This window comes from Clostridium sp. NkU-1 (assembly GCA_001312405.1).
Map to the genome: position 1 here is coordinate 166,315 of BBDR01000005.1, position 17,520 is coordinate 183,834.

Sequence of the window (17,520 nt, forward strand, 5' to 3'; positions counted from 1 at the left end):
GTACTGCCCGCTATTTTCTATCAAGGTGCCGCCTTTCCCCGTTCCGGATTTTACATATCTGCCTGCTTTATCGAAGCTTTGTACTCATCCGTTTCCCTGTATTTTAAAATTTTCCGGTCACTGATAAAGGCACAGATTAAACCGAGCGCCATAGCCGCCATACAAGTAATAAATACGAATTTGTACCCGCCAACCGGGTCTGCCTCTAATCTTGCACCGCACATGGAAGTGTAAAAGGTATCCGGAAGGAATCCCAAAATAGATGCAATTCCGATAACACTTCCCACCACATTTTTCTGTGTTCCGAGTTCATCCACAACTGCATAGTATAATGCACGGAATACCGGATAACACAAGGTAGAGAAAACCATAATAACCAGAATCGGAAACATCATTGCCGCAGATCCTGGTATCAGCACCAGCAATACGTAGCTGACTATAGAACCAACTCCCGCATAAATCATAAACTTGCTTGAACGCCCCATCTTTTTCGCGGCATAAGCTGCGATTGAAGCACCGATTAACGTACAGATTGTCCGGTTATAATTCGCAAAAATAACGGTCATATTCTGATCCATCCCACATACATTCGCCAGATATGGCGCCAGATAAGAGATTCCTGCCTGTGCGATACAGGCACCAAAAATCATTCCGGAAAGCAAGTAGGTAACCGGCCTGCTAAGTGCCTGGCCCATTGCTTTGACACTGTCAAGCAATCCTTTATTTGTAGCGCCCTCAACATTTGTTACAGGCATCAGGAAAACCATTGCAATACCAACCAGAATCATAACCACGCTGCAGGTGATAACCACATAACTCATTGCCCTTGAACTATCGGCTGAATATTTTGTAAATATACCAACAAAAATGGTCGTAAGAATAATACCTACAATCCCGCGTCCTGCTTCCAGTGAGCCATACATACTCCCCTGCTCATCTGCCCCTGCAATCACGTTGATACATTTAATCGATGCTGACCAGTAAGTCAGTACTGTCGTAAATGCCCATGCAACATGGATGATCATCAGTATTGTGTAGCTGGGCCATGTTGCTTCCCATAATCCAAGGACTCCTGTTCCTATCATGGAAAAAATCAAAAGCTTCTTTGCATCAAACTTATCCGCGATCATCCCTCCGGGAATATAAAGAATAATATTGGCAATACCATACACGTTCAGCAATTTACCATAATCTGCATCCCTTCCGAGCAGCCCCATTGCTTCCTGAAGCGGTGCATAATATGTATACATCAGATATGGCAAAACATAGATCGTGTTCAACGACAACATCATCAAAATAAGGGTCGTAATTTTTCCGAATTGTTTTTCTTTCCCCATACTTTTACCTCTTTCGTTTTATTTTTTTGCAGGAATAACAATAACAAATGCATTTGGAACTTCCGCCGCATATGTATAACCAGTTTTTCATTTATCCAGATTTTTTTTATTATATAATACCATTATAAGGCAGTGCCCATCCAAACAGCAGCACCAGCGTCGTTATGACGCCTGCAATAATCAGAATATATCCATAGCGGCGATCCTGCTTATATTCGGACGCCACTTTTTCTTTTTCCGGCAATATCATTAATTTCTCGTGGTATTCCATCTCCTCTGCTCCTGCCTGGTGCAGTTTTGTACCAATCAGCGCAAAGAATAAGCTTAAATAGATTCCGATAAAAAACGGATCCAGGAAATTCACAAAAACACCTGCAAAGGGACTGATCCCAAGCCCTACAAGACTTTTGGGAATGACAAATCCAAAAAAGCCGGAAATCATCGCCCATCTGGCGCCGGTTGCAGATAATTTTTTTGCATACAATGCCGCCAACCCCCGGCACTACCCAGCTGGCTGCAATAATTGTGGATGCAAACCAGGAAATCACACGCACGCCGCCTAATCCAAGATAAGCCAGCACAAGTGCCAGGATCCCTACCGTCAGCATCATAATACGGCTGTGCTTAAGCTTTTCTGCTTCCGAATTAAATTTTTTTGTCAATAATATCCGCTGTTACCGAAAACCCGATGACCGACAGGAACGTGGAAGCACTTGATAAGCCTGCTGCTGTAATGCCGGCCAGCATTAATGTCCCAATCAGTTTGGGAAGCACTTCAAAGGAGGCCCATATCAATACACGCTGCGGATCTTCCAGCGCTCCATTTAAGTTCAGCACAGCCACCGACTGCAAATTCAGAAACAGCAGAAATACGACCGTACAAATTGCCGCCACAGCACCGGAACGGAATGTCACATGTTCACTCTTAGCCATAAGATTCCGTCCCGCCTGCCACGGTGATACCGCCACAGTGATTAACCAGATAATCCCCATCGTAACCGCATACATCACTGCTCCAAACACATCCTTTGCTCCCGTGCCGGCAATATTTCCATGATAATCCAACAGTCCCTGGGGGGTGGCCGGATTGTTCATCAAATTCGTCAGCAGTTCACCAATCCCGCCTTGAGCTTTGAAAATAACCGGTCCCGCAAGAATTACCCCAAACAGAAATACTAAAAACATCAGCGTATCTGTTAAGACCACTCCTTTTGACCCAGAGTAAAAGGTGAATACCGTAAAACAAAGCCATGCCAAAAACAGTGTCACTTCATGAGGAAGTCCGGTCAGTTCCTGTATCAGAATACCTACACCCGTAATACATGCCAACAGATATGCCGTCAAGGAAATAATGGTAATGATTCCCGCCACACGTCTGATTTTTCGGTCATGATAGCGCACGCCAAAATACTCCGGCATCGTAGTACATTCAGAGCGTCTTAAATATCTTCCAAACACGAGAGGACCAAACACATAACCGCAGGCACACATGGAATTCAGAAGCACCAAAGAAGTAATATTTCCAGTGTAACACCAGCCCTGATCCCCCATAAATCCGTTTACAGACAACATGGAGGCAATCAATGTACCAGTAATCAAAAAAGTGGGAGCATTTCGTCCACTGACATAATAGTCATTGGCATCTCTTACCTGGCGGCCGGCATATAAGCCAACCACCATATATATTATAATACTTATAATAACACCCCAAAAATAAATGCTCACCGGGTCACCTCTCTCCACTTTGCAAAAACAAAACGGTATTTTTATCGTATATCATTTCGTTCCTCTTCCTTTTTCAGAACAACAATCAAGATGATACCTGATACAACCAGACATCCGCCGACGCAAATTGAAAAAAATGATTTCTCCCATAATAAAATTATGCTCCTTTCGCCGCATGCAGATTCGGACACAAGCACTCCTTTCACAGGACTATTTCATTCCCATATCCGCAGCTATAACCATCTTCTGAACTTCGCTGGTTCCTCCATAGATTTCTGTAATCTTTGCATCACGCATCATTCTTTCCACCGGATACTCTCTGGTATAGCCGTATCCTCCAAACAGCTGAACCGCTTTGCTGGTCACATACCCGGCAGTTTCAGACGCATATAGCTTTGCCATTGATGCTTGTGCAGTATATTTTTCTCCTGCCGTCTTCATACATGCGGCACGGTAGACCAGCAAACGAGCCGCGTCGACACGTGTCTGCATATCTGCCAACGTAAACTGTGTGTTCTGGAAAGCAGAAATTGGTTTTCCGAACTGGATGCGTTCTTTTACATAGGCCGTAGCCGCGTCAATTGCCCCCTGCGCAATGCCAAGTGCCTGTGCCGCAATCCCAATACGGCCCCCATCAAGTGTCGCCATCGCAATCTTGAATCCTTTTCCAGCTTCACCAAGTAAATTTTCCTTTGGAACCTTAACATTGTCAAATACCAGCTCATAGGTAGCTGAACCGCGGATTCCCATTTTGTGCTCCTTGCTTCCAAAGGTAAATCCTTCCATCCCTTTTTCAAGAATGAATGCGCTGATTCCTTTCTTTCCCAATTTCTTATCTGTCACTGCAAAGATGATATATACATCAGCGTAAGACCCATTGGTAATAAAAATTTTACTTCCATTTAACAGATAATGATCACCCTCATCGGAAGCCGTTGTTGCCTGCATGGCTGCATCCGTACCGGCATTCGGCTCGGTCAGGCCAAATGCACCAAGCTTTTCGCCTGCAGCCAAATCCGGCAGATACTTCTGTTTCTGCTCTTCTGTCCCAAAAGCAAGAATGGGCCAGCAGCAAAAGGAGGTATGGATCGATACGGTAACGCCTGTACTTGCACATGCTTTTGAAATCTCTTCTACCGCCATGGCACATTCTAAGTCTCCCATTCCGACTCCACCATACTCCTCTGGAATCGGAATACCCATTACGCCAATTTCGCCAAGCTGGGGTATCAACTCTTCCGGAAATCTCTCCTCCCTGTCAAGTTCTGCTGCAATGGGCGCAATTTCCGCTTCTACAAATTCCCGAATTGTGTCACGCAATAATTCCTGCTCATCATTTAATTTAAATTCCATAATTTTCTCCTTTTGTTTCCTATATCTGTTATCTCTTATCGATATCTTTTCAAAATCTGCTTGCTTGCAATCACCGTCTGAATCTCACCAGTACCTCCAGAGATGCGTGTAATTCTAAGATCACGGTAAATACGGCTTACACGGCTTCCGCAGAATCCAATGCCTGCCATTACCTGCATGGCATGATCTACCACAATATTGGCAGATTCGGAGCAGAACTGTTTTGCAATGGATGCTTCCTCTCTTCTTAGGATGCCATTATCCTTATTCCAGGCATAACGCAGCAGCATATCGCGCATTGCTTCAATTCTCATCGCCATCTCCATAATATGGTTTTGGATCAGCTGTAATCTTCCGATTTCTTTGCCAAAAGCGATTCTCTGGTTTGCATATCTGCATGCATCTTCGTATGCACACAAAGCCTGAGCATATGCGTTAAACGCATCAATGAGACGCTCATAATCAAATCCCTTTGAGGTCGCCAGCAGGCCGTTTCCTTCTGTGCTGAACATATCCTTTTCTTCGATTTCTACATCGTCAAACCAGATATCGTTTACATTTTCCATATGCAGACCCATGGTCTCCATAGGCTCCTTCTTACAGCCGTGGCCATTGGTAGGAACAAACCATAAGGTCAGCTGCTCCGGATTTTCACTGTTCTTTGCAAGTGTCAGGCAGTAATCACTTCCCTGTGCACCGGAGATAAAGTGCTTGTGTCCATTGATATATACTTTTCCATTTCTGCGTGTATAGGTGGTCAAAATCGTACCGCTGGAGAGATCCGTACCTGCAGTCGGTTCTGAAAAGCCCTGTGCATACGCCGGATGCCCCTCAAAAAACAATGGCATGAACTTTTCAATCTGCTCTTTTGTTCCATTCTCCAGCAATGCATCTGCTTTCACATGATCCCAGAATAAGTATACCGGTGTTCCGCATCTTCCAGCGCTTCCATTACAAGGAGCATCGTAATCGCGCCCTCGCCGTCTCCGCCTGCCTCCTCCGGCAAGAACATGCTAAAGCATCCCAATTCTTTTAAAATATCCCAGAACTTGTGGGGATGCTCGTGATTCTTATCGCATTCCTGAAAATAACTCTCTAAATTCTCACGTGTCAATGCCTCTTCAATTGCCTGTACCATTAATTCCTGTTCCTCTGTAATTCTAAAATCCATATTTCTTTCCTCCATTATTCTGTCTATCATTATCCTACGGGAGATTCAGCGGTTTTCAATCATTTTCCCTGCCAGTCAGGTTTTCGTTTCTCCAGAAATGCTCTTGGTCCTTCTACAGAATCTTCTGTTTTTTCTATATAATCCCAGCAACGGTTACAAAAGCGCTGCGCATCCTCCTGAGATACCTGGGGAGCAATGTGTAAAATCTCTTTGGTCAGCTTCAGGGAAATCGGCGCATTGGCAGCGATTATATGGGCAAGTTCCAGAGCCTTTATAAGTACCTGATCCGAAGGCACCACATAGTTCACCAGGCCAATCTCATATGCACGGGAAGCAGAAATTAATTTTCCAGTCAGGCACATCTCCGCCGCAATTTTAGGCGGCACCAGCTTGGGAAGACGAATCAGTCCGCCACTGGTTGCCAGAAGACCTACCTTCACCTCAGAAAGTCCAAATTTTGCATGTTCTGCCGCCACGATCAGATCACAGGACACTGCAATTTCAAGTCCTCCTGCAACTGCTGTTCCATTTGCCGCGCAGATAATCGGTTTTGTGGACACCCTTTCTGTGATTCCAGCGAAACCATGGGCCATAATCGTCTGACAACCGCCATTTTCATCGTATGCACTTAAATCTTCTCCTGCACAGAAGCTTCTTTCTCCAGCACCGGTTATGATAATGCAGCGTATCTTTGAATCATTTTCTGCATTATTTAAAATTTCTTCCAGCCTTGCAGATGTTTCCGGATCAATGGCATTCCTCCTCTCGTCGCGGTTGATTGTTACAATCAACACCTCATCCCTTAATTCTGTAAGTACCTTTTGTTTCTCCATGCTTCTTTACCTCCTGTTATTTATGTAATCTGCCTGAATCTTTACTAAAGCATTGCAAATACGGATTATTTCTTTTTTTTCTTCCGAAAGTGTCGTAAGCCCCTCATGCCCCGGATACACGTTATAATCTCCTTTCATTTCTGAAATCCGGCGCAATGACAAATGCATCTGGGCATCATCACCTCCTGCAAAGTCAGTACGTCCAATGCTATTGCAAAACAAGGTATCTCCTGTAAATAGTCCATCCTCCACCAAAAACAGTACAGACCCTTTTGTATGCCCCGGTGTGTGGTATACGGTAATTTCAAAACCCGCCAGCCAAAGCTTCTGACCTTCTTTGATTCCTTTGACATTTGAAAACGCAGTTACGGTGGGAAACACCATACCCATGTCATGTTCCTCTTTTTCCTTCGGGCAGTCCAGCAAATGACAGTACACAGGAAGTTCCTTCCACAACGCCTGCAGCTTCGGAACTGCCAGAAAGTGGTCATAATGTCCATGGGTAAGAAGAATGGCCTCCGGAACCAGATCCTGCTGCACAAGCCATTTCCTGATGTTCTCTGCATCATCTGCCGGATCAATTAAAATACATTTGCCCAGACTCTTGCCTGAAATAATATAACAATTTGTCTTAAACATTCCCAAAACAAGTCTCTGTACTTCCATCACTCACCTCCCTGCATTCTCTTTCGTTATTCTTTAGAACATGTGCTCACCGACAACACCATCATCGATTAATTTTTGAATCCCTTCCCTGGAATATCCTGCTTTCTCCAATATATCTCTTGAATCCTGCCCCAGCAGCGGCGAGCCCCTGTGAATCGGCAGATCTCGTCATTGAACCGGATGGGATTATTGTAAAAGCGGATGAAACCAATTTTATCCTGCCATGCCAGAGCCGTGACATCTGTCTGGTTCGCATGGTCCGAGGTATAAGCTTCAATAAATGGCAGAACCTCCGATGCCCCGACTTCCACCGCCAGAAGCTTTTCTTCCACTTCTTTGCGGAACATGGTACGGGTCACCGCTTCTATCTTTTCGGTAAGTGCTTCCCTGTTTGCAATGCGTGCTTCATTTGTTGCAAAACGGGAGTCTAAAAGCAAGTCTGTCAGCTTTAAAGTATTAGCAAGGGCTTTCCACTTTTCCTGGGTATCAGCAATGATGGATACCCAGCCATCCCTTGCTTCAAAGATTCCATAGGGTGCAGTAAAACGATCGTGATTCCCAAAGCGCGCCTGGGCCTTTCCTTCCATACCGTAATCCATTACCGTTTCTGCACATGCCTCCATCACAACATCCGACATTCCAATGTCAATTCTGCATCCCTTTCCAGTCCTTCGGGCTTCGATCAGTGCCATAAGCACCGCATTAAACCCATAAATTCCGGTAAGCGTATCACAGTTTGCATTTCCCGCCTTTACCGGAGCCCCCTCTGCCTCACCATTGGTGGCCGCAAAACCGCCGCGCGCAGCCGCGATTGCATCATAGCAGGGATATTTCATCAGCGGCCCGCTGGCACCAAAACCACTCAGCGACATAAACACAATCCCGGGATTGATTTCCTTTAATTTGTCATACCCAAGTCCCAGCCGGTCGATGGAACCGCTCTTGAAATTTTCCAATACCACATCGCATTGTTTTACCATCTCATAAATGATGTTTTTCCCTTCCGCTGAGGAAAGATCCAGTTCAATGCTTTGCTTATTTTTGTTATAGGCACAGTAAAGCGTACTCATGCCATTTACAAATGGATCCCATGTTCTGGATTGATCACCGGCGTTGTATCTCTCTACCTTCCACACCTCTGCGCCTAAATCAGCAAACTGCCATGCCGTAAAGACTCCCGCCAATGCTATAGTAAAATCCAAAACTTTCATGCCCTTAAATACACCCTTTGACTCCCATTTGGCCATTTTTTTTCTACCCCTTTCCATATATTTCATTCCTGTCAGATCACACCGTCTGCCCGCAAACGTGCAATCTCAACCTGCTCAATATTAATTCCCGCCAGATAATTATCGGTATCTTCTCCAAGCAACGGTGCGGAATCAATCACATGGTCCTCTTTTCCATCCCATGAAAACTTCGCAGCTTTTCCAATCTGCAGCGTATCGCCAAGCTTTTTATCCTGAATATGAAGCAGCATCTCTCTGTCTGCAACCTGTTCATCATGCACCAGTTCCATCACAGTATTGCACGGACCTCCCGGTACCATTGCCTCCCGGCAAATCATGTCTGCCTCCTGGATGGTAATTGTCGCAAAATAATCTTTTAACTGCTGGTCCAAATCTCCGAAATAATTTTCCATGGAACGAGCAGGATCATGTGCATATCGGGGATCTTCTGCCCAGTCTTTTCGGCCCGCACACTGTGCAAAAGAAATCCATTGTGCATCACTGCCGATACTCAAAGAGAACCAGCCATCCTTACACCGGAATGTATCGGTAGGGTTTGTAGTCGGGAAACCATTTCCAATCCTCTTTGGCAGTGCGTTCATGCCAAGAAGGCCTTCTGCAAACGTATCGTCCAGTGACATCAGCGTATGCCACACGCTGACAGAAACCTTTATCCCTTCCCCTGTTTTCTGCATGCTCAGATAAGCTGCCATCATTCCGGCACTTAGATGCCAGCCTGCATAAATATATCCCAGGGGAAAACCAAATTTCGTAGGCTTTGCAGGAAATCCCGTCTTTTCCTGTAAACCGGAACGGGAATTAATAAGCAAATCATAATCCGGCATATCCTTCCACGGCCCGCTTTCTCCATAAGGAGTAAGAACTCCGTAAATCAATTTAGGGTTTTTTTCTTTTAACGATTCAAATCCAAGGCCCAGCGCTTTCATATCCTCTTCTTTTTTTATTGACAATCACCATATCAAATTGTGGGATCAGACGCCTTATAATCTCCTGGCCTGCCTCCTTATTGATATCCAGCGTCATGCTCTTTTTGCCGCGATTGTAAAAAGCCTGGTAAATCCCCTCACCGGCATCTGCTGCACCGCGTCTGCGAACAGAATCTCCTCCATCCGGTTTCTCAATCTTTAGAACCTCCGCACCATAATCAGCAAACATGCTGCCTGTGTACGGGTTACCATCTGTCATATCCAAAACTTTCAATGAACAAAGTGGCTTCATGATCTGCACTCCCTTTCCGTTTTACTTTTACGTGAAATCAAGGAAAATCGACTTCCTTTTCAAGTTGTGTGTTTTAGTATAACATGCACATAAATAATAAGTCAAACTATATTTCGTCTAATTTTTAACTATCTTTTTCATGCATATTTTACATTTTTACGTTATAAACCACCCTTTTTTCACATTTTTACCCAATGCTTTTTTTTAATATTTCTCAAGAAATTTAACATTTTTTTCTTCTCACCTGTTGACAAAATAATTCTTTTTGTTAATATAAAAACAAGCACATTGCTTTCACGAGAAAGTAGTTGTTCTTACAGACAAAATAAACTACAATGTAAAGAAAGGACAGATGGGTAATTACTATGAAAATAATTGCATGTTGTAAAATTGTTCCAAATGAAGAAGAAATCAGCATCCTTCCAACTCGCGAATTGTCCATGACTGGCGCTTCCTTAAAAATCAGCCAGTATGATTTGAATGCCCTTGAAACCGGAAAGCAGTTAGCGTCAGAAACAAAGGGAACTTTGACTGCACTCAGCGTTGGTCCGGCAGCATCTTTAACAAATTCAAAAATACGAAAAGATATTTTATCCAGAGGTGCAGACGAATTAAGCCTTGTACAGGATGACTCCAATGAATCGTTTGATTCTCTGCAGACTGCCAAGACAATCGCCGGAGCATTAAAACTCATGGAATACGATGTTGTAATATGCGGCGCAGGTTCCAGTGATCTATATGCCCAGGAAGTCGGCATCCAGGCCGGCACTTTGCTTGGTATTCCTGTTATGAACAATGTCACCGGTATCAAAGTATTATCAGAGACCATGCTTGAAGCGGAACGCACCTTAGAGGACGAGGTGGAGACATTGGAAATTTCCCTTCCAGCAGTATTATCCGTTTCTTCAGAAATCAATATCCCGGCCGTACCGAGTATGCGTGATATTATGAAAGCTGGCAAAAAGCCTGTAAATGAGTTGATTATTGAAGCAAAAACAGATGCGTCGACCCAGACATTAGAACAGCTGGCTCCTGCCGGGCAGGACCGCCGTCAGGAGATTATTGAGGGAGATGGTGAAGAAGCAGTCAGCGCACTATTTCAGTTCTTAAAGAAAGAAGGTTTCTAAAATTAATCTGGTAAAGGAGGATAATTGATATGGCTATTCCATCTATTTTTATTATAAGTGATAATTACTCTGTGCTTCCCGAGTTCTGCTGCGGAGCAAAAACTCTGGCTGACAGTGTTACTGCAATTGTTTTCGGCGATGAGGCTGCTGCAAAGGCTGCTGCAAACTGCTCGGCAGACAAAATCATTTTCTGCCCTGCTGCAGGAGAAGATGCACCGGAGGATTACGCATCTGCCATCGCTGCCGAAATAAAGGCAGTTCCAAATGCCATTGTGATGGTAAACAACAGCATACGCGGACGCCTGTTAGCCGGAAAAATTTCCGTATATTTAGATACCGCTGTCATCAGCGGTGCCAATGATCTTTCCATGGAAGAAGATAAATTCATCTGCAGCCGCATGGTATATGGCGGAACCGCACAGCGCAAAGAGGTATTTACAAAGCCTTATGGCATCGTTACCATCGCAGGAGGTATTTTCGATGTGACGCCTGATGGAGGTGAAACCACAGATATAAGGGCCATTGAAGGTGCACCGGAAGGTTCCATCCGGCGTATCTCCCGCAATGAAAAAAAAGGAAGGCGCCGTGAATCTGGCAGCTGCAAAACGTATTGTTGATATAGGCCGCGGACTGGCTGCAGAAGAAGATCTGGATATGTGCCGCAAGCTGGCTAAATTACTTGATGCAGAGGTTGGTTGTTCCCGTCCTATAGCCGAAAATAATAAATGGATGCCAAAAGCGTGCTACATGGGCATTACCGGTGTACAGGTCAAGCCAGACTTAATCGTGACCTTAGGTTTGTCCGGACAGGTGCAGCACATTGGCGGCATCAATAAATCAAAGGTCATCATTGCCATCAACAAGGACAAGGCTGCACCGATCTTTAAGAATGCAGATTTTGGACTTGTGGGGGACATGTACAAAATTGTTCCGGCATTAATTGAAAAACTTTCTTAAATAACATTTGACAAACGCAAGGAGTGTCACTATGGTCGCAGATATGGTAGGTAGTAAAACGGTACAAAGCCAATGGAATGAAACAGTTTCTTATTACGGAGGCAACACTTTTTTTAAAGTATATTTCTGTCAATGACGAGGTAAGCTGCTTTACCTATCATGAATTTGATTTGAAGGTAAAACAGGCTGCTAATGTTTTTTTAGCTTTGGGCATTCATAAGCAGGAATTAGTCGCCCTTCATCTTCACAATAAACCTGAGTATTTGATCTGCTGGCTGGCTCTGGCCCAAATCGGAGCTGTATCCGTCCCGATTAATGAACATTTTCAAATTGATGAATGCAGGTACATACTTCAAAAAGGTGATATTTCCCGTGTGATTACAGAACCATGCTGTTTGAATATATACACAGAGCACTATAACGAGCTGAAACTTGACACCCTTATTTTAACAGATGGTTTCAGTGAAGATTCCCGCGTTCATCTGCTGGAAAAAGAAATGGCACTTCAGCCGGTTTCATTAAATGCGCAAGTTTCCGTCTCTGCCGAAGAAACCGCTGTCATACTATTTACTTCCGGCACCACAAAACATCCGAAAGGCGCACTTTACACCCACTGCAATGTCATTTATGGCGGGCTATTCCACTGTGCACAAATAGGCATGCGCACAGGAGACATCTTTTTAACTTCTATGCCATGTTATCATATGGATTTTCAGGAAATGGCTGCGGCTCCCGTTATCTGCGCCGGTGCAACTCTTGTTATGGTAGAGCATTATAGCGCACGCCGATTCTGGCGTCAGATTTGTGACCATAAAGCAAACTATACAGATACCATGTCCATCATGAACCGGACTATGCTGCTGCAACCCGTACAGCCCTGGGAAAAGGACCATCATCTAAAGGAAATCTACTTTTCCATGGGTTTAAGAACGGAGGAAAAAGAAGCTTTTGAGGAACGTTTCCATGTACGGCTGCTAAACTCCTATGGCATGACAGAAACAGTTTCCGCCGTAACCTGCGTTCCACTGTATGGAGACCAGCGTTGGCCCTCCGTTGGCCGCCCAGCCATCTCCTATGAAATAAAAATCGTAGACCAGAACGGCAATACACTCCCCGCCGGTTCGGAAGGTGAAATTTGCGTACATGGCATCCCCGGACGTTCCATCATACCCGGATACTTTAAGGATGAAGAGGCTACCAGGCGTCTCATTGATAAAGACAACTGGCTTCATTCCGGGGATTGGGGGTATTTAGACAATGATGGCTGGCTCTTCTTCCTTGGCCGCTGCGGAGATATGATTAAACGTTCCGGTGAAAATATCAGCTGTGCGGAGGTTGAATGTGTACTCACCTCACACCCTCTGATTGAGGATGCCGCTGTGATCGGGGTGCCTGATCCCATCCGGAATCAGGCAGTAAAAGCGTTCGTGAAGCTGGCAGATGGCGCCGCATTGACAGCGAATGAAATCATCGCTTATTGCGAAAGCCGCCTTGCCTGCTTTAAAGTCCCCGAATTTGTGGCATTCGTAAAGGATTTCCCCCGCACTGCCACAGGTAAAATAAAGAAAAGAGAGCTGCCAACAGCAGACAAACAATAACAGGAGGAATGACCATGAATATACTTGTATGCGTAAAACAAGTACCCGATACTACCGAGATCAAAATTGATCCCGTAAAAAAATACACTGATCCGCGAAGGGGTGCCATCCATCGTTAACCCATTTGACGGGTACGCCTTAGAGGCGGCTGCGCGAATAAAAGATGCCAATCCGGACACCAAAATCACCGTTCTTTCCATGGGACCGGAGCAGGCAAAGAATGCACTGAAAGAATGTCTGTCCATTGCCGCTGACTCCGCCTATCTGGTAACCGACCGTGTCTTCGGCGGTTCCGATACCCTTGCCACAAGCTACATTCTTTCCCAGGCCATTAAAAAAATTGAAGAAACTGAAGGAACCTTTGATCTTATCTTCTGCGGCAAGCAGGCAATCGATGGCGATACTGCGCAGGTAGGTCCTGAAATCGCGGAGCATCTTGGCTATTCCCAGATTACTTATGCCCTGGAAGCAGAACTTAGCGGCGACCGGATCAAAGTTAAAAAGGAAGCCGAGGAAGGCATTCAGATTATTGCTTCTACCCTTCCCTGCGTCGTCACGTATACAAAGCCTTCCTGGGATCCAAGACATCCTACCATTAAGCGTAAAATGGCGGCAAACAAAGCTGAGATTCCAAATATCACAGCAGCAGATCTTCCTGACATCAATCTGGAGCGTACCGGCTTAAAGGGTTCTCCTACAAAAGTCAAGAAAACTTTCGTACCGCCCAGAAAAAGCGGCGGTGTCAAAATTGAAGAAGAATCCGGCGCAGATGCAGCAAAAAAGCTGTTCTCACTTATGAGCGACGCTGGTATCATTTAAGGAGGAAACATTCATGGAAGTCAAAAGCAAAGATCTTTGGGTATTTATTGAAACAAAAGAGGATGGTTCCGCAAAAAAAGTCGGTCTTGAACTCTTAAATCCAGGTAAAGACATGGCCGGAAAACAGGGCGGCAGCTTACTGCCATCATTATTGGCAATCATGTCAACCCGGCTATTGAAGCCGTATCTTCACACGGTGCCGATAAAATCATTGTGGTCGAGGGAGAAGAATATCAGGATTACTCTACGGATGCATACACCGCTGTTATAGAGCAATTAGTGAAAAAGTATGGTCCGACCAGTATGCTGATTGGAGCGACAAACAATGGACGTGATCTCGGTCCACGTATTGCATGCCGTTTAAAAACCGGTCTGACCGCAGACTGTACTTCATTGGATATTGATGAACAAACCGGAAACATTGCATGGACACGTCCGGCATTTGGCGGTAACTTAATGGCCACGATCATGTGTCCGGATCACCGTCCTCAGCTTGGCACAGTGCGGCCCGGTGTGTTTAAAACGCCCGACGAGGCAATTTCTCATGCCGAAATTATCCGGGAAAATATCCATATCCCCAAATCTGATATCCGTACACAGATTCTTGAACTGATCAAAGAAATGGATTCAGAAACAATCGATTTAGAAGGTGCACAGATTATTGTATCCGGCGGACGCGGTGCGAAAGGACCGGAAGGGTTTGCTCCAATTAAAGCGCTTGCCGAAGTTCTCGGTGCAACAGTTGGTTCTTCCCGTGCAGCAGTTGATGCAGGCTGGATTTCTCACCCACATCAGGTTGGACAGACCGGAAAAACAGTTGGTCCCAAACTTTATATTGCTTGTGGTATCTCAGGCGCAATTCAGCATCTTGCCGGAATGAGCAGCTCTGATGTCGTAATTGCCATCAACAAAGACCCTGATGCACCTATCTTTGGCGTTGCTGATTATGGCATTGTTGGAGATTTATTTGAGGTTCTTCCTGTGCTCACAGAAGAAATCCGTAAGGCAAAGGCATAATTTTATTTTTAACAAATTATCATAGAAAAGGCAGATCAATTTCATGCAGTGAAGGAGTTGTGAGCCAATATCATTTAGATAAGCCAAAAATATTTATCAAGATGTAATGTTAAAAGTAATCCCTGACAAATTTTGTATAAAAAGAAATGCAGAAATATAATAAACATCCTAATGTTATCTGATTTTTTGCTATTTTTTTGAGGCTCAAAAACAGCACCTTTCCCCCTGTTTTTAAGCCTCAAAATCGATTTAAGACCACCCTGACACAAGCAAGTCCCCCACTTACTGTTTTCGCATTTGAAGTGGGGGATTTATTTGATTCGGTTAATTTATGAATTAATCCGCAACGAATTAAAAGATTTAGTAAGAAGCAGCGCAGAGGAAACATGGATTTCAGAAATACATAAAAATTTTGAAGACATTCGCTTTAAAGAGATTCAACCTATAAAAGTAGCTTCCTTGACTTTTAAAGGGGAATATATTTAATATATACCACATCTCACCCAAAACAGAAAATCAACCCAAAGAAATGATTACGGAGGTTTGTTTCCCAATTAAAGCTAAGTAGAAAATAAATGTCTCTATTGCTCCCTGCCCCCTGAAGCATATTCATTCATACATATGTCAAGTACCTCTCTGGCCGGCTGGATCAAAGCACTTTCATACTGGCATTTCCACTGCACAGTTCGTTCCATGTGTCCGTCTACTATTCCATCTACCGTTTCACCACTTTTGATGGGCGCATAGTTCGTGTACATATAGCTCAGTAGATTATAAGCATGATTGACCACCCAGTTTGGATCCATTCCGTGAAAATGATATTGTAAGTCGGGCAAGTAGAGCGTGCTCATGCCAAGTGTATCCACCATCATATCCTCCGTGTTCTCAATGTTGAAGAAACGGACATTGACCGCAAAATAGATAAATCGGTCTTCCCGTGGAATCTGATGGTTTAAGATTTTTTTCTCTCGAAAACATTTTCCCAGAGGTCTGAAACTGTACGGCAACACATTCCGGATATAGTTCAACAAGTGCCTCCATAAAGTCCATCATCATATCCGCCCTGTCTTTATAATCCGTCATGGCTCCCGCAAGCATATCGGTTGCAACTACCTGATAATTGCATTCAGACAGGATCTCGGCGCTGTTTTCACAATCCCACATCTGGCTTTTTGTGATATCATCTATCTGATATCCTTCCGCTTTAATGCATTCCATGACCATCAGCTGGGGCGGCATACTCCCGTCTTTAAACTCCACCTTGTATTTCTTTGGCGCAAATCCAGCCACCTTTGTGTCGTGGCAAAAACAATCCACTTCTCCCAGATGCTTTTCTATGACAGCAGTCATCTTTTCTTGGGATGGCATCTTACATTTATCCTTCATTAGCAGGCGCATGAGAAAACAGAGCCAGGCTGCTCCTTTTGCCTTAAATCCTGTTTCAAAGAATTGTTTTCTTTCTTCTTAAACTTATCCAAAATGCCCATGATGCTTCCTCCCTCTATTTTTCACACATAATTTTTTACACAAATCCTTCCATGCAATGCCACGGGTGATTAGAAGCTTCTGCTCTTCGGTGAAGGCGATTGTTTCACCATTTTGCAAAGCCACATCTTCTGGACTTGTGTCAATAGCGTAGACACAAGTCCAGTTATCCAACTATTTCATAGTACAAATTATTTGAATCGCTAACAGCATTAAGTATACTGGCTATTATTTTATTCATGAACAAACAATAGCTATACGAGTTTATCTGGATAATATGTTATGAAACCTTTTAACACAACAGGTACCCTTTTCCTTTAAAATACAATATAAACCGATCAGTTTAAAAAGCTAATTTGCTTTTTTTAATAGCGGTATGAATATGGCATCGGGTTAGGTGCCGCCAAGAGCTGCGGCAGCATTGATCTCATATTCCATATGTAGAAAAATCTATGCATCCGTCCTCAGATACTTCTACTCCTTCCGATCTAAGAAGTTCTCTTTGAATCGCTGCATGTCTTTTATCCGTGATTGATATTTTGCCTTTGGAGTTAATTATCCGGTGCCATGGGAGATTGTACTTCTCAGACATAGAATGAAGTATCCTGACTACCTGCCTCGCTCCTCTGGCATTTCCTGCAAGTCTTGCAACCTGTCCATAGCTCATAACTCTCCCATATGGTATTCCCCTTATTATTACAAGAACTTCCTCAGTAAACTGTGTCATATGGAACAAATCTCCTTATTAAACCTTTAAATATATTAATTCATCATAGAGCTCTGTTACAGCCAATGTACGGATTGCTATGCTCGATATGACCGCAGCTGGACCGAAATTTTGGACTCGGCCTGATGATTTCATCGACCTTTGCGCTTATGATCATCTGGATTATAGTATACCGCCTTGGTATACACATGGTCATGCCCGTCACTCCATTCATTTGCATGTTCCTTTCCAATCAGA

At 44.1% G+C, this 17,520-nt stretch carries 19 protein-coding genes and 2 pseudogenes; 8 read left to right on the plus strand and 13 right to left on the minus strand.

Features of this window, described 5'->3' with window-relative positions; translation table 11 throughout:
- Nucleotides 1–50 precede the first annotated feature (50 nt).
- The 11 genes from JCM10519_RS10395 to JCM10519_RS28685 all read right to left on the minus strand — a co-directional run bounded on the left by JCM10519_RS10395 (nt 51) and on the right by JCM10519_RS28685 (nt 9,553).
- Complete coding sequence (locus JCM10519_RS10395; protein WP_054739038.1) at nt 51–1,337, minus strand: MFS transporter; 1,287 nt, start codon at nt 1,335–1,337, stop codon at nt 51–53.
- Nucleotides 1,338–1,446: 109 nt separating this feature from the next.
- Entirely contained in the window at nt 1,447–1,821 is a 375-nt protein-coding gene (locus JCM10519_RS28675) for a hypothetical protein (protein WP_347843786.1), read from the minus strand.
- 161 nt (nt 1,822–1,982) lie between these two features.
- Nucleotides 1,983–3,062: a hypothetical protein gene (locus JCM10519_RS10400; protein ID WP_347843787.1), complete on the minus strand. Its 1,080-nt coding sequence runs from the start codon at nt 3,060–3,062 to the stop codon at nt 1,983–1,985.
- 210 nt (nt 3,063–3,272) lie between these two features.
- A complete protein-coding gene (locus tag JCM10519_RS10405) occupies nt 3,273–4,415 on the minus strand; it encodes an acyl-CoA dehydrogenase (protein ID WP_054739040.1) in 1,143 nt (380 codons plus the stop codon).
- Between the two features lie 35 nt (nt 4,416–4,450).
- Entirely contained in the window at nt 4,451–5,317 is an 867-nt protein-coding gene (locus tag JCM10519_RS10410) for an acyl-CoA dehydrogenase family protein (RefSeq protein ID WP_347843788.1), read from the minus strand.
- Nucleotides 5,314–5,586 carry an acyl-CoA dehydrogenase family protein gene (locus tag JCM10519_RS28680; protein ID WP_347843789.1) on the minus strand — a complete coding sequence of 91 codons (273 nt, stop codon included), beginning with the start codon at nt 5,584–5,586 and terminating at the stop codon, nt 5,314–5,316. The genes JCM10519_RS10410 and JCM10519_RS28680 overlap by 4 nt, the downstream gene beginning before the upstream one ends.
- Nucleotides 5,587–5,645: 59 nt before the next feature.
- The gene (locus JCM10519_RS10415; protein WP_054739043.1) at nt 5,646–6,419 is read right to left on the minus strand and encodes an enoyl-CoA hydratase-related protein; all 774 of its coding nucleotides are present in this window, start codon (nt 6,417–6,419) and stop codon (nt 5,646–5,648) included.
- A 6-nt stretch (nt 6,420–6,425) separates the two neighbouring features.
- Nucleotides 6,426–7,085, minus strand: a complete 660-nt coding sequence (locus tag JCM10519_RS10420) for an MBL fold metallo-hydrolase (protein WP_054739046.1) — start codon at nt 7,083–7,085, stop codon at nt 6,426–6,428.
- Nucleotides 7,086–7,153: 68 nt separating this feature from the next.
- The gene (locus JCM10519_RS10425) at nt 7,154–8,332 is read right to left on the minus strand and encodes a CoA transferase (RefSeq protein ID WP_347843790.1); all 1,179 of its coding nucleotides are present in this window, start codon (nt 8,330–8,332) and stop codon (nt 7,154–7,156) included.
- 35 nt (nt 8,333–8,367) lie between these two features.
- Nucleotides 8,368–9,261, minus strand: coding sequence for a CoA transferase (locus JCM10519_RS10430; protein ID WP_347843791.1), 894 nt, complete (start codon nt 9,259–9,261; stop codon nt 8,368–8,370).
- On the minus strand, nt 9,236–9,553 hold the full coding sequence (locus tag JCM10519_RS28685; RefSeq protein WP_347843792.1) for a CoA transferase: 318 nt from the start codon (nt 9,551–9,553) through the stop codon (nt 9,236–9,238). The genes JCM10519_RS10430 and JCM10519_RS28685 overlap by 26 nt, the downstream gene beginning before the upstream one ends.
- A 365-nt stretch (nt 9,554–9,918) precedes the next feature.
- On the opposite strand from JCM10519_RS28685, the gene fixA reads away from it, so the two are divergent.
- The 8 genes and pseudogenes from fixA to JCM10519_RS28705 all read left to right on the plus strand — a co-directional run bounded on the left by fixA (nt 9,919) and on the right by JCM10519_RS28705 (nt 15,557).
- Complete coding sequence (gene fixA / locus JCM10519_RS10435; RefSeq protein WP_054739047.1) at nt 9,919–10,680, plus strand: putative electron transfer flavoprotein FixA; 762 nt, start codon at nt 9,919–9,921, stop codon at nt 10,678–10,680.
- A 29-nt stretch (nt 10,681–10,709) separates the two neighbouring features.
- On the plus strand, nt 10,710–11,297 hold the full coding sequence (locus JCM10519_RS28690) for a hypothetical protein (protein ID WP_347843793.1): 588 nt from the start codon (nt 10,710–10,712) through the stop codon (nt 11,295–11,297).
- Nucleotides 11,266–11,637: an FAD-binding protein gene (locus JCM10519_RS28695; protein ID WP_347843794.1), complete on the plus strand. Its 372-nt coding sequence runs from the start codon at nt 11,266–11,268 to the stop codon at nt 11,635–11,637. The genes JCM10519_RS28690 and JCM10519_RS28695 overlap by 32 nt, the downstream gene beginning before the upstream one ends.
- A gap of 77 nt (nt 11,638–11,714) precedes the next feature.
- Complete coding sequence (locus JCM10519_RS10445) at nt 11,715–13,235, plus strand: AMP-binding protein (RefSeq protein WP_347843795.1); 1,521 nt, start codon at nt 11,715–11,717, stop codon at nt 13,233–13,235.
- Between the two features lie 14 nt (nt 13,236–13,249).
- Nucleotides 13,250–14,054: pseudogene (locus tag JCM10519_RS10450) on the plus strand (electron transfer flavoprotein subunit beta/FixA family protein).
- A gap of 13 nt (nt 14,055–14,067) precedes the next feature.
- Nucleotides 14,068–14,325, plus strand: coding sequence for a hypothetical protein (locus JCM10519_RS28700; RefSeq protein ID WP_347843796.1), 258 nt, complete (start codon nt 14,068–14,070; stop codon nt 14,323–14,325).
- Entirely contained in the window at nt 14,229–15,071 is an 843-nt protein-coding gene (locus JCM10519_RS10455) for an electron transfer flavoprotein subunit alpha/FixB family protein (RefSeq protein WP_347843850.1), read from the plus strand. The genes JCM10519_RS28700 and JCM10519_RS10455 overlap by 97 nt, the downstream gene beginning before the upstream one ends.
- Before the next feature lie 315 nt (nt 15,072–15,386).
- Nucleotides 15,387–15,557: a hypothetical protein gene (locus tag JCM10519_RS28705; RefSeq protein WP_347843797.1), complete on the plus strand. Its 171-nt coding sequence runs from the start codon at nt 15,387–15,389 to the stop codon at nt 15,555–15,557.
- 95 nt (nt 15,558–15,652) lie between these two features.
- Here the strand turns inward: JCM10519_RS28705 and JCM10519_RS10465 are convergent.
- Together JCM10519_RS10465 and JCM10519_RS10470 are read right to left on the minus strand one after the other, a co-directional pair.
- Nucleotides 15,653–16,558, minus strand: a pseudogene (locus tag JCM10519_RS10465) (DUF4261 domain-containing protein).
- Between the two features lie 425 nt (nt 16,559–16,983).
- Nucleotides 16,984–17,283, minus strand: a complete 300-nt coding sequence (locus tag JCM10519_RS10470; protein ID WP_054739051.1) for an MGMT family protein — start codon at nt 17,281–17,283, stop codon at nt 16,984–16,986.
- Nucleotides 17,284–17,520: the final 237 nt, after the last annotated feature.